This is a genomic window from Pseudoalteromonas sp. NH0006-26, assembly GCF_057552415.1.
The window spans coordinates 150,518-162,833 of record NZ_BAAJMJ010000007.1 but is presented as its reverse complement, the minus strand read 5'-3'; the positions used below and the strand labels follow the sequence as shown (position 1 = coordinate 162,833).

Annotated in this window: 12 protein-coding genes; 8 read left to right on the top strand and 4 right to left on the bottom strand. The window is 40.9% G+C overall.

Annotated elements, in window-relative coordinates; translation table 11 throughout:
• Nucleotides 1–6: 6 nt before the first annotated feature.
• Nucleotides 7–1,071, bottom strand: coding sequence for a phage shock protein operon transcriptional activator (gene pspF, locus AC27JR_RS12315; protein ID WP_487173763.1), 1,065 nt, complete (start codon nt 1,069–1,071; stop codon nt 7–9).
• Nucleotides 1,072–1,257: 186 nt separating this feature from the next.
• Between pspF and pspA the strand changes: the two genes are divergently transcribed.
• From pspA to AC27JR_RS12275, 8 genes are all read left to right on the top strand, one after another.
• Nucleotides 1,258–1,917, top strand: coding sequence for a phage shock protein PspA (gene pspA, locus AC27JR_RS12310; RefSeq protein WP_016899278.1), 660 nt, complete (start codon nt 1,258–1,260; stop codon nt 1,915–1,917).
• Between the two features lie 66 nt (nt 1,918–1,983).
• Nucleotides 1,984–2,217, top strand: coding sequence for an envelope stress response membrane protein PspB (gene pspB / locus AC27JR_RS12305; protein ID WP_008111014.1), 234 nt, complete (start codon nt 1,984–1,986; stop codon nt 2,215–2,217).
• Nucleotides 2,214–2,612 (top strand): envelope stress response membrane protein PspC, encoded by a 399-nt coding sequence (gene pspC / locus AC27JR_RS12300; protein WP_013465440.1) that lies wholly within the window; start codon nt 2,214–2,216, stop codon nt 2,610–2,612. The genes pspB and pspC overlap by 4 nt, the downstream gene beginning before the upstream one ends.
• 63 nt (nt 2,613–2,675) lie before the next feature.
• Nucleotides 2,676–4,094 (top strand): YcjX family GTP-binding protein, encoded by a 1,419-nt coding sequence (locus tag AC27JR_RS12295; protein WP_487173761.1) that lies wholly within the window; start codon nt 2,676–2,678, stop codon nt 4,092–4,094.
• The gene (locus AC27JR_RS12290; protein ID WP_487173760.1) at nt 4,091–5,119 is read left to right on the top strand and encodes a TIGR01620 family protein; all 1,029 of its coding nucleotides are present in this window, start codon (nt 4,091–4,093) and stop codon (nt 5,117–5,119) included. Before AC27JR_RS12295 ends, AC27JR_RS12290 begins: the two co-directional genes overlap by 4 nt.
• 135 nt (nt 5,120–5,254) lie before the next feature.
• On the top strand, nt 5,255–6,436 hold the full coding sequence (gene megL, locus AC27JR_RS12285) for a methionine gamma-lyase (protein WP_487173758.1): 1,182 nt from the start codon (nt 5,255–5,257) through the stop codon (nt 6,434–6,436).
• A 238-nt stretch (nt 6,437–6,674) separates the two neighbouring features.
• Entirely contained in the window at nt 6,675–7,472 is a 798-nt protein-coding gene (phhA, locus tag AC27JR_RS12280) for a phenylalanine 4-monooxygenase (protein WP_008111003.1), read from the top strand.
• A 35-nt stretch (nt 7,473–7,507) separates the two neighbouring features.
• Complete coding sequence (locus tag AC27JR_RS12275; RefSeq protein ID WP_131691346.1) at nt 7,508–7,852, top strand: 4a-hydroxytetrahydrobiopterin dehydratase; 345 nt, start codon at nt 7,508–7,510, stop codon at nt 7,850–7,852.
• Nucleotides 7,853–7,916: 64 nt separating this feature from the next.
• On the opposite strand, the gene AC27JR_RS12270 is transcribed toward AC27JR_RS12275, so the two are convergent.
• From AC27JR_RS12270 to dapD, 3 genes are all read right to left on the bottom strand, one after another.
• The gene (locus AC27JR_RS12270; protein ID WP_487173757.1) at nt 7,917–9,947 is read right to left on the bottom strand and encodes a BCCT family transporter; all 2,031 of its coding nucleotides are present in this window, start codon (nt 9,945–9,947) and stop codon (nt 7,917–7,919) included.
• Nucleotides 9,948–10,194: 247 nt separating this feature from the next.
• Entirely contained in the window at nt 10,195–11,166 is a 972-nt protein-coding gene (locus AC27JR_RS12265) for a tetratricopeptide repeat protein (protein ID WP_487173756.1), read from the bottom strand.
• Nucleotides 11,167–11,486: 320 nt separating this feature from the next.
• The gene (gene dapD / locus AC27JR_RS12260) at nt 11,487–12,314 is read right to left on the bottom strand and encodes a 2,3,4,5-tetrahydropyridine-2,6-dicarboxylate N-succinyltransferase (protein WP_008110994.1); all 828 of its coding nucleotides are present in this window, start codon (nt 12,312–12,314) and stop codon (nt 11,487–11,489) included.
• Nucleotides 12,315–12,316: the final 2 nt, after the last annotated feature.

Sequence of the window (12,316 nt, the reverse complement as noted above, 5' to 3'; positions counted from 1 at the left end):
CCTCTACTATTCTAGCAAATTGTATTTTTTCAAATAACCACGTAGTTGATGATACGTTAAACCAAGTACTTCTGCAGTCTTCTTTTGATTAAATTGGCTATATTCTAATGCTTTTTTTATCAATGTAATTTCAAATTCATTAGAGAGCGTTTTTAAGTCGCATGGAAACTCAGGTTCTTTGGTACTTGAACTCAATGCTACAGGCGCTTCTATAGGCTGTGCATGAGTAGTCGGTTCAGATTGTATTATAGCAGGTGCTTGTGCATGTTTTATGCGGGCTTTAGGTCTAAAGCGACTTTCGAATGGGTCTAAAATAATTTTATGTACAGGAATATGTTCATTGCCGTGGCGATACAGACTTCGTTCTACCACATTTTTAAGTTCACGGACATTACCCGGCCACTCATAACTGAGTAAACTTTCTTGTGCACTGCGGGTAAAGCCACTAAATAGCTCCCACTCAAGGTCTCGTGCCATGTTCATCGCAAACTGTTCAGCCAGCAACATAATGTCATCTTGACGTTCACGCAGTGGCGGTAAGGTGATCACATCAAACGCGAGTCTATCGAGTAAATCACTTCTAAATTCACCTTGTTGTGCTAAATGGGGTAAGTCTTCATTGGTTGCACAGACTAAGCGAGTGTCTACTTTAACGGTTTGCTTGCCGCCAACACGCTCAAACTCACCATACTCAATCACTCTTAATAGCTTTTCTTGCACCATGGCAGAGGTATTTGCTAACTCATCTAAGAACAAGGTACCACTATTGGCGCGCTCAAAGCGGCCTTCATGGCGTTTACTTGCGCCTGTGAAAGCGCCACTTTCATGACCAAATAATTCACTCTCGAGTAGGTTTTCGTTCAATGCCGCACAATTGAGCTTGACGTAACTTTGATCCCAGCGCTTGGATAAAAAGTGTAAACGTGCTGCAATAAGCTCTTTACCTGTACCGCGCTCACCAATAATGAGTACGGGTTTATCTAGGTTAGCTAGTTGTGAAACCTGATCAAGCACTGATAAAAAACTGTCTGATTGGCCAAGTAAATTGTCCTGTTGGCGATATTGACTCATATTTCCTAACTCTTAGTCATTTTTACTAACAGTTAGTGTATTTCATTATGAGGGATAACAAAAGTAATTTGTAATTTACATTTAACATATTGAAACTAAATGGTATTTTAAAATTATAAAAGTTGGCAAGCATATTGATACTAATAAAAGCAGACACATTTAGATTAAATAATAGAGGTATATGTTATGGGAATTTTTTCACGTTTTGCAGACATTGTTAATTCTAATATCAATGCCATTTTAGATAAAGCAGAAGACCCTGAAAAAATGGTTCGTCTTATTATCCAAGAGATGGAAGATACACTGGTAGAGGTACGCTCTACATCAGCAAAAACACTCGCTGAGAAAAAAGAATTAGTACGTCGCGTAGATACACTAAAAGCCCAAGTAAACGATTGGCAAGACAAAGCCGAACTGGCACTGAGCAAAGATCGTGACGATTTAGCACGCTCAGCTTTACTTGAAAAGCAAAAATCAGCCGACGCAGTTGCTGCGGTAGAAAGTGAACTTGACCATGTAGAGTCTCATATCGAGAAGCTACAACAAGAGGTTACTACGCTACAAGAAAAGCTAGCAGATGCTAAGGCACGTCAAAAAGCGATTATTTTACGTCAACGCTCGGCTGAGTCGCGCCTTGAAGTTAAAAAAGCGCTTGATAGTTCTAAAGTAGAGGATGCACTTAATCGCTTTGAACGTTACGAAACCAAAATTGATGGGCTAGAATCTCAAATAGAGTCTTATGATTTAGGTAAACAAACGTTAGCTGATGAAATTGCAGACTTACAAAAGAATGAAAAGATTGATGACGAGTTAGCTGAACTTAAAAAGAAACTCGCAAATAAATAAAACGATAATATCAGGGGCCATGTGCCCCTGACATCAACATAGAATACGGATTGTCAGGAGAGGATTATGTTTGATCCAGAGATACTAGTTGCCCCCTTTATCTTATTTATGATTTTTGTTGCGCCACTGTGGTTAATTTTACACTACCGTAGCAAAAAGCAAGTAAGCCAAGGGTTGAGTGAGCATGAGCATCGCCAATTATTGGAGCTTGCACAAAAAGCTGAAAAAATGGCTGATAGAGTAGAAACATTAGAAGCGTTGCTTGATCAAGAGTCACCTCAGTGGAGACAAAAAGTATGAACACTAAACGCGAATTATTCAGAGACCCACAACGCGGCAAAATAGCTGGCGTATGTGCCGGTTTAAGTGACTACTTTAATATGGAGTTATGGTTAGTTCGCATTATATTTGTTAGTGCGGTACTACTAACCGGTGGCCCATTATTTGTGGTAGCGTACATTGCAGCATGGTTTATTTTAGATAAAAAACCTGCTGCAACACATAAAACGCATTCAACTTATAGCGATGACCCACTGGAAGTTAAGTTTAAGGTATGGCAAAAAGGCGAGCCACCTCGCCGTGCATTACAAGACTTAAAAGAGCGTTTAACGCGTGTTGATGTTCGCTTACAAGAGATGGAACGTTACGTTACCTCAAGCGAATTTACGGTCAGTCGTGAAATTAATAAACTTTAAAGGATTGATAAGCACCTTGTTTGTAACGTGAACAATTACGGCAGATAGGGTGCAAAACACTTTATGAGCCAATCATTTGCAAAAAAAACCTTTAAAAGCGTTAAAGGCAAAGCACAAAAAGCCCTGCACCGTAGTTTAGACCAACATGTTAAGCTTGCCGTAACTGGGTTGAGCGGCAGTGGTAAAACCGCGTTTATAAGTGCGTTAGTTAAGCACTTAACCTCTCAGGCGAATGACAACAACTTACCTTTTTTTGATGTGATGCGCGAGCATCGTCATATTGCCACTAAAATTGTGCCGCAAGAGGCATTAAACGTGCCCACTTTTGATTATAACCGCGCAATGAGTGCCTTACTGCCAATGGAAGGCGACCCCGCTTGGCCTGCGTCTACAGAGCGAATAAATACTCTGCGGTTGGCGATTAAATACCAAAGTAATGCGGGTCTGCGAGGTCATTTTTCACCGCAATCAACGTTATACCTAGATATTATTGACTACCCAGGCGAATGGCTGCTCGATTTACCTATGCTTGAACAAAGCTATACTGCGTGGTGTGAACAGCAATACCCATTATTAAATCAGTCTCCTCGCAGCGCTACCTCAGGCGATTTTTTACACGCCGTAGAGCAACTTGATTTACATGCCCCTGTGGATGAAAGTGAGCTTGCTAACATTGCACAACTTTATCAACGCATGCTAGTAGGGCTAAAAAAAGACACCAAACTTGCGATGCTACAACCAGGGCGAATGTTAATGCCGGGCGACTTGCAAGGTGCGCCGTTATTGTTATTTTTTCCAATTAATCCTGAAAAGATGAAAGACGATGTGGTGGCGGGTTCTAATTTAGCGCATTTAATTAAACGTTTTAATGCTTACGTGAAAGAAGTCGTTAAGCCATTTTATAATGAGCATTTTCGTCATTTTGACCGCCAAATTGTGTTGGTTGATGTACTCAGTGCATTAAATGAAGGCCATGAAACTTTGCATGAGCAAAGCCGTGTTATTAATCAATTGTTGGCACATTTTAGTTATGGGGAGTCTGGCTTTTTTAAACGTTTATTCAAACCGAATATTGATAAAATATTGTTTGCTGCTAATAAGTCAGATCACATCAGTGCTAAGCATCATAAAGCGTTAGCCTTGTTACTAGACTCGCTGGTTAAAGAGCAAAGTAATCATTTAAAGTTTGATGGTGTACAAATTGAAACTATGGCTATGTCATCAATTACCGCAACCCAACCTCGCCAAGTGGTTGATAAAGGTCAAACCCTTGATTGCGTTTACGGTAAACCTTTAAATGAGCATGAGTGGCTGACTTATTTACCACCAGAGCCGCCAAGTAGAATGCTTAATAAAAGTGAGTGGCCAGCACAAGGGTTTGAATTTTTGTCATTTTCGCCGATGCCAAGCCCCGACAAACAACTTAAACATATTCGATTAGATCATGTAATGCAGTACCTGCTAGGAGACAAATTAACATGAGTGAGTCAACGCAACAGTTTCAAGCAGGGCGTCGTATTAATGCACAAAATATTGAGCAAAACGAGCCTGCGTTATCACCCGCTAAAATTATTGAACACGGACAAAGTGATTACACCTCTGAGATTGAGGATGATGTCCTTGAGCCTGAAGTTGATTTAGATCCGGTGTATAAAAAGTCAAAATGGCAAACGCTCAAAGGCTTGTTTGCGCTCAGCTTTATTATTTTAGTACTGCTAGAGTTTGGGTTTTCTATTGTGCTTGCTTATCAGCAATCGCTTATTTTGGGCAGTGTTTATTTAACCGCTGTGGTAAGCGGTGTGTTATTAATAACAAGATTGTTATGGCGAGAGTATCGGATGTTGCGCAGTTTAAAGCGTAATCAGCTGCATCGCCATGAAGCCGATAGGCTATTAAACAGTGAGCAAGTGGGTGGTGCACTCCCTTGGCTTGAAAAATTGAACAAGCACCAGCAGTTAGACAATTTTGAAAACTTTAAAAACCAAGTTGCTACCCACCATAGTGATAAAGAAATAATGACACTTTACGCTAATAGCCTATTGGTAACGCAAGACACCCAAGCTAAAAAGCTTATAAACCGCTTTGCAACAGAGTCAGCCTTATTAGTCGCATTAAGCCCTCTTGCGCTGGTGGATATGATGGCGGTGCTTTGGCGCGGTACAAAATTAATTGAGCAAATAGGTAAAATTTATGGCATTGGTTTTGGTTACGCCAGTCGCATTAAGCTCTACCGAATGCTGTTAAAACAAGTCATGTTTGTAGGCAGTGCAGAGCTTGTATCTGATTTAGCGGCCACGGCACTCAGTGCTGAGTTATTAGGCAAACTTTCAGGGCGAGCCGCGCAAGGCGTCAGTGCAGGTATCTTTACAGCTCGTATAGGCTATAAAGCCATGGAATTAAGCCGACCATTACCGCGTCTTGAAAATAAACGCAGCTTGTTAAAAGGCACTGTTCAAGGGATTGCGAGTAAAATTATGAGTCGCACTAAGAGAGCCGAGAGTAAATAGTTGGCAATATTTGTGTACAGCTTTTTGAGTAAAGTTTGCACAAATAGCCATCTGAGCATCCGGCATGCTTGTGATTTAAAGTGCGGTGCGTTTTATTTATGTAATTGACACACATAATAAAAACGAGAGCACACAATGAGCAAGCATCATCCACACACCCAATGTATTCATGGCCCACAAAAAGCCAACGATCCACATGGCGCATTAACGTCGCCATTATACCAAACATCGACTTTTCATTTTGAAAATGCCGCGCAGGGTGCTGCACGGTTTGCTGGCGATGAGCCCGGTTATATTTATACGCGTTTGGGTAACCCTACCACCACTGAACTTGAACAAAAAGTAGCGCAATTAGAAGGCTGTGAGGCCGCCGCCGCCACGGCTACAGGCATGGGGGCGGTATCCGCTTCGGTACTAAGCTTCCTATCGCAAGGCGATCACTTAATTGCATCAAGCGCTCTGTATGGCTGCACCTTTGCTTTTTTTGCGCATATGTTGCCGCGATGGGGAATTGAAGTCACCTTTGTTGATATGACCAATGAGAGTGAACTGCGCGCAGCCATTAAACCTAACTCAAAAATGATATTTGTAGAAACACCAATCAATCCAACCATGGCAGTGATTGATTTAGCACTTATTGGCGATGTTGCTAAACAGCATAATTTACTGAGTGTGGTCGACAATACGTTTTTAACCCCGCTGCTGCAGTCACCAAAAAAGTACGGTATCGATATTATAATGCATAGCGCGACCAAGTATTTAAATGGTCACGGCGATGTTGTCGCGGGTATTGTGTGTGGTTCACTTGAGCATATTACACAGATTAAAATGACCGTGCTTAAAGATATTGGTGCCACTATTAGTCCTCACGATGCGTGGTTAATAAACCGAGGCTTAAAAACTTTAGCTATTCGCGTAGAACGCCATTGCCAAAGTGCGCAAACGATTGCTGAGTATTTAGAAGCTCATCCGCAAGTAAATAAAGTGTATTACCCTGGGCTTAAGTCTCACCTAGGTTACAAGTATATTGGTAAGCAAATGAAAGCGGCTGGTGGTGTTATTGCCTTTGAAATTAAAGGGAGCTTAACCGATGGTGAGCAGTTTATTGATAGTATGCAGCTGTGCACATTAGCGGTTAGCTTAGGTGATGCTGAAACGCTTATTCAACACCCTGCATCGATGACGCATTCGCCATACACTCCCGAAGAAAGACTAGCAGCTGGAATTAGTGATGGTTTAATTCGTTTATCAGTTGGACTTGAAGATGTTAACGATATTATTAACGATCTCAACCAAGCATTTACTAAAATATCTTGAGGTGTAATTTAATGTTTACGCGTATTTCTATCTGTAGGTGCCAATAAGCATGGTGTGTATTTTTATCTTTGCTTTGTTGTAATTATAAATTTACGATCAGTGTGATCTGCAAAAGTTTTGATCTGCGTCAAGCTATTAAACTTTTGTTCACTTTTGCATAGTATGGCTACATCGAATAGCCAAGCATTTGGCTGTTATTTTGACACCGGTTTAGGGTTTCATCCCAAAGAAGGTATTTATGGCTAAAGCAAGTAATTACACCTCCAAAACACCTGATGAAAATGGGGTTATACATTGGAGCGATGAAGAAAATAAAATTTGGTCTGAGCTTGTAGCACGCCAACTTGCGTGCATTGAAGGCAAAGCCTGTGATGAGTACATGGAAGGGTTGAAAAAAATCAATCTGCCTCATGATCGCATCCCACAGCTTAGTGAACTAAACGAAGTGCTATTAGCAACCACAGGTTGGCAAGTTGCACCTGTACCTGCACTTATCGATTTTGATGAGTTTTTTAGGTTACTCGCTAACAAGCAATTTCCTGTAGCGACCTTCATTCGTAGCCGTGAAGAATTTGACTATTTACAAGAACCCGATATTTTTCATGAGATATTTGGTCACTGTGCCATGCTAACCAATCCTGACTTTGCTGAATTTACCCATAAGTACGGGCAACTAGGATACGCGGCAGAGAAGAAAGATCGCGTTTATTTAGCACGCATGTACTGGTTTACCGTTGAGTTTGGTTTGATGCAAACCGAAAAAGGATTACGTATTTACGGCGGTGGTATTTTATCAAGCCCAGGGGAAACCCAATACGTGTATTCAGATACACCAGAGATTAATCCAATGAATGTGCTAGATGTACTGCGTACACCGTACCGTATAGATATTATGCAACCATTGTATTATACGATTAATTCGATTCATGACCTGTTTGAAATATCTCAAATGGATATAATGACTTTAGTTGAGCAAGCTAAATCACTTGGTTTGCACGACCCTAAGTTTCCCCCAAAAGAAAAATTAGCTAGTTAATTTTTAAAAAAGTAACGCTAAACTAAGGATTTAAAATGTCTTCATTAAGTGCACAAAAATGTGAAGCCTGTCATGCAGATGCACCAAAAGTATCTGATGCTGAATTGGCTGATTTAATTAAAAAAATCCCTGATTGGGTGCCAGAAGTACGTGATGGTATTATGCAGTTAGAGCGCGTTTATAAGTTTAAAAACTTTAAACAAGCCATTGCGTTTACTAATAAGGTAGGTGATATGGCCGAAGACGAAGGTCACCACCCTGGTTTACTAACTGAGTGGGGCAAAGTAACCGTGACTTGGTGGAGCCATTCAATTAAAGGCTTGCATAAAAACGACTTTATTTGCGCGGCTAAAACAGATGATGTATTTAACGCGCTGTAATTAATTAGATTTGAGTAAACAAAAAGGCACTGCAAAGTGCCTTTTTTTATGGGTGGTTAGTTAATTAGGTTTTATCTGCGTTTAACATGTCATCATGCTCAGCCATATCCCAAGGTAGTTCGCCTGGGCTGTTACCTAAAAAGTGTAAGTAGTTCTCAAACTGATCAAGAATATCCTTCACAATATCATCTTCATTGTAGCCATAAACATCGTACGACAGACCACCACGACGTAAAAATACATCAGCCTTATAATACATTTCAGTATTATCATTATCTGGTCGTAGTTCTGAGTAAGCAAAGCTCGGCATAGGGTGCTCGGTAAGGCGAATATCATAAACAAAATCCACATGCTCATGGCGTAGTACAGTTAAATGAGCGCGTCCTAAATCAGTATCAAATTCGACCACGGCATGCCATTGTCGAGATTTCAATTCTGCTTGTACGGCTTTCATTGCCTCAACAACTACACTGCCAATAAAAGTATGTACTTTTTCTTTATTAGGGTAATTAACCATAGCAGCTAAACGGCGTTTCCAATGGGATAGATCAATATTACGACCATTGAGTGAATGTGCTTGTAGACTGGTATCGCGATGGCCTTCAATTCTTAAAGCCCGCCAAAGCCCAGCGGTGGCAATTAGCATAATAATAGCAAAGGGCAGCGCACTGGCTATGGTCATGGTTTGCAGTGCACTTAAGCCACCTGCCACTAATAAAACAGCAGCCACAGCGCCTTCAAGTACCGCCCAAAACACGCGTTGCCAAGCTGGCGTATTAATATTTCCACCAGAGGCGAGTGAATCAATGACTAAAGAGCCGGAATCAGATGAGGTAACAAAAAAGGTAACTATTAGAATAACCGTGAGTAGCGAAATAAAAAATGAGAGCGGTAACACTTCAAATAATTGAAATAATGCCACGGCATGATTTGCTTGTACATCACCGATTAGTGTGTCAAAGCCTTCATTCATTATTAAATTCAGTGCTGTATCGCCAAACACTGAGAACCATAAAAAAGTAAAAATGGTAGGAACTAACATTACGCCAACAACAAATTGTCTGATGGTTCTGCCGCGGCTAATTTTTGCGATAAACATGCCGACAAACGGCGCCCACGCAATCGTCCAGCCAAATATAAATAAAGTCCAGTTACCAATCCAGTCACTGCGGCTATAAGCTTGTAAGTTAAAGGTGCGCTCAACTATGCCACTAAGATAACTACCAGTATTTTGTAAAAACGACTCTAAAATATGAATCGTTGGGCCAATAAAAAATACGAAGGCCATTAATGAAACGGCTAAGGTCATATTCACTATTGATAAACGTTTTACCCCTTTATCCATTCCGGCAACTACAGAGAGCGTTGCTGCGGCGGTAATAATAGCGATTGCTGAGATTTGTACTGTGGTATTAATAGGAATATCGGGCCATAAGTAGTGTAGCCCCGCATTAATTTGAGTCACCGAAAGTCCGAGCGTGGTCGCAATACCAAACAAGGTGCCTAGTATGGCAAATACATCAACGGTATGGCCTATAGGGCCATATATTTTATCACCAATAAGTGGATACAAGGCAGAGCGAATAGACAATGGCAGACCATGACGAAAGGCAAAATAAGCCAGCACTAAACCAACAATTCCATAGATAGCCCAAATATGGAATCCCCAATGAAAAAAGGCAATTTGCATTGCTTGCTTGGCGGCATCCACAGTTTCAGCGGCGCCTGATGGCGGAGATGCATAATGCAGTACCGGTTCGGCTACACCAAAATAAAGTAACGCCACGCCGTAACCGGCAGAAAACAGCATGGCAAACCATTCACCAAAGCTATATTGTGGCTGAGCGTGATCAGGGCCTAGCTTGATGTTTCCCCAACTTGAGGCGGCAACACACACGATAAAAACCAAGAAAATAGCGACTGATAACATATAAAACCAGCCAAAGGTTTCTGTTATCCACTTGAGGGCGACACTGAATGCCTGACCAGCGAGTTCAGGGTTACTACTTGTACCAATCACCAAAAGTAGAATAATAAATACTGCAGGTAAAAATACAGGTAGCAAAATAGTTGAGCGTAAAGCAGTTTTTGTCATATTAGTCCTTAATATTAATTGCTAACTTTCAAGTATGCCTGACCACCTTATTATATATTTCGTTTATTGGCTAATTCAGTTGCTTGTTTTATATACCAATATTATTGGTAACAGAGTGAATATAAGTTAACGATAAGAGTTAGCAAATTGATAACCATACCTTTTTAATTTAGAGTCCGTGACAAGCAGCTTTGTATTGATTTCATCGGTGTTTAACTTAGCTCTGCTGAACGCTTATGAATTTAAGCTATAAACTTTTCTCCCAATTACATTGCTTTACTAGACTAAACCAAGGGCTAGTGAACTCTTTAGCTGTAATGGGGTCGAGAAGGGTTAAAGTAACATCAAGCTTTTTAGCCAGATAATGTGCTACTAGCTGTTTCATTTTATCGCTTTCTAATTGCTCATATGCTGCTTGCAGCTGATGTTTATCTTTTTGACTTATAAACTCACCAGTTAAGTTTTTGTAGCCTAGTTCAAGCCAAAGTAGCTGTGCTTGTTTAGCCTCGTTGGGGAATGCATGAGTTAACGTTGCCGTTGGAGTGTAGAGGCGTTCATAGTTAACCTGATGTTCTTGAATTAAAAAGATCATTAATAAATTCAGCCCAGTCGAAATCTGTCCTGCACGTTTATCAAGATTTTGATTAAGGCTTAATGCACTTCTAAAGTAGCGTTCAGCGTCAGTAACATTCCCTTCATCAAGCGCTAAGTAGCCTAAATTACTTTTTATAAGTGCTGTTACATTAGGAAGCTTTAATTGTGTGGTGAGCTCAAGGCTATCGGTATATAAGGCGCGAGCTTTTGCAAAGTCATTTTGCGAGCGAGCAACCAGCGCCATACTGTTAGTAAGGGTGAGTCGTTGGCGATCGCTGTGCGCATATTTATAAGCACATTTAAATGAGAGCTGGGCATCGTCTAAATATTCAGCATGGCGCAGCCATATGCCCAAGGCACTCATAATGGGGGTTAATTTTTGCTTGAAATAGTCAGCTTGATGATGCTGAAATATAGCGTCAATCGATTTATAAAGCCGATCGTAATGGCTGGTGGGGACGGCTGTGCGGGCATAAAGCAAATGCCAACGAATAAATAACGCAGCAGGAGCCTTATCTAGCTCTTTGAGGTTCTCAAGAATAATTATTGATTGTGCAGGATTAACAACAAGATAATCTTCGGCTTCGTTAAGTTTAGCTTCAAACGTTGTAAAATCATTAGCCATAGCCTGCGTTGAACCTACTAACACCAACCAACCTATAACGAAAAGGCGCAACAACTTATCCCCAACAATCGAATCATTCAGCTATTCACTATAGATGCAGGTATCTAACAAAGCAACGCCATTAAAAGGTACAAGTGTTGAGCAAAGGTATTATAAAATCACTAAAAAAGCCCTAAACCTATATAAGCTCAGGGCTTTTTCTACATATAATTAATTCTAGCGAATACACTTAACTTTAATGTATCGTTGGATTTCGTTTTACTCAACCTAACCTACGTTTAACATCAACTTATTCAGTGCTTACAGCTAAAAACTGCTCTTTAATCATCAATTGAGCGAAGCAGGGCGTTAATACCTACTTTTTCACGGGTTTGTTGATCAACTTTTTTCACAATAATCGCAGCGTACAAACTATGCGTGCCATCTTTTGAAGGCAGTGCACCCGGAACCACAACGGCACCGGCTGGTACGCGACCATAATGAATTTCACCGGTTTCACGGTCGTAAATACGGGTACTTTGGCTAATGTAAACACCCATTGAAATAACCGCACCTTCTTCAACAATAACCCCTTCAACAATTTCTGAACGAGCGCCAATAAAACAGTTGTCTTCAATGATGGTAGGATTTGCTTGTAACGGCTCTAAAACGCCACCTATGCCCACACCGCCTGATAAGTGTACGTTCTTACCAATTTGAGCACATGAGCCCACCGTGGCCCATGTATCAACCATAGTGCCTTCATCAACGTAGGCGCCAATGTTTACATACGATGGCATTAGCACAACATTTTTCCCTACAAAGCTGCCTTTACGGGCTACGGCGTTTGGTACTACGCGCATGCCGCCTTGTTGAAACTGTTCTGGTGTGTAGTCGCTAAATTTAAGCGGTACTTTGTCGTAAAATTGATTTACGCCATCATTCATTGGCTGGTTTTCACGAATTCTAAATGAAAGTAGCACGGCTTTTTTAAGCCATTGATGAACAACCCATTCGCCAGAAATTTTTTCTGCAACACGCGCTGCGCCACTATCTAGTAGCTCAAGTGCATCAATAATTGCTTGTTTAACATCGCTTGATACGGTTGCTGGGCTAATACTGTCGCGGTTATCCCACGCATTTTCAATCATGGTTTTTAAATCTGACATAG

Coding starts and splice junctions, on each gene's coding strand:
- phhA (WP_008111003.1), top strand. CDS start 6,675: ATGGCTAAAGCAAGTAATTACACCTCCAAAACACCTGATGAAAATGGG.
- AC27JR_RS12265 (WP_487173756.1), bottom strand. CDS start 11,166: ATGGCTAATGATTTTACAACGTTTGAAGCTAAACTTAACGAAGCCGAA.
- pspF (WP_487173763.1), bottom strand. CDS start 1,071: ATGAGTCAATATCGCCAACAGGACAATTTACTTGGCCAATCAGACAGT.
- megL (WP_487173758.1), top strand. CDS start 5,255: ATGAGCAAGCATCATCCACACACCCAATGTATTCATGGCCCACAAAAA.
- AC27JR_RS12270 (WP_487173757.1), bottom strand. CDS start 9,947: ATGACAAAAACTGCTTTACGCTCAACTATTTTGCTACCTGTATTTTTA.
- dapD (WP_008110994.1), bottom strand. CDS start 12,314: ATGTCAGATTTAAAAACCATGATTGAAAATGCGTGGGATAACCGCGAC.
- AC27JR_RS12295 (WP_487173761.1), top strand. CDS start 2,676: ATGAGCCAATCATTTGCAAAAAAAACCTTTAAAAGCGTTAAAGGCAAA.
- AC27JR_RS12275 (WP_131691346.1), top strand. CDS start 7,508: ATGTCTTCATTAAGTGCACAAAAATGTGAAGCCTGTCATGCAGATGCA.
- AC27JR_RS12290 (WP_487173760.1), top strand. CDS start 4,091: ATGAGTGAGTCAACGCAACAGTTTCAAGCAGGGCGTCGTATTAATGCA.
- pspC (WP_013465440.1), top strand. CDS start 2,214: ATGAACACTAAACGCGAATTATTCAGAGACCCACAACGCGGCAAAATA.
- pspA (WP_016899278.1), top strand. CDS start 1,258: ATGGGAATTTTTTCACGTTTTGCAGACATTGTTAATTCTAATATCAAT.
- pspB (WP_008111014.1), top strand. CDS start 1,984: ATGTTTGATCCAGAGATACTAGTTGCCCCCTTTATCTTATTTATGATT.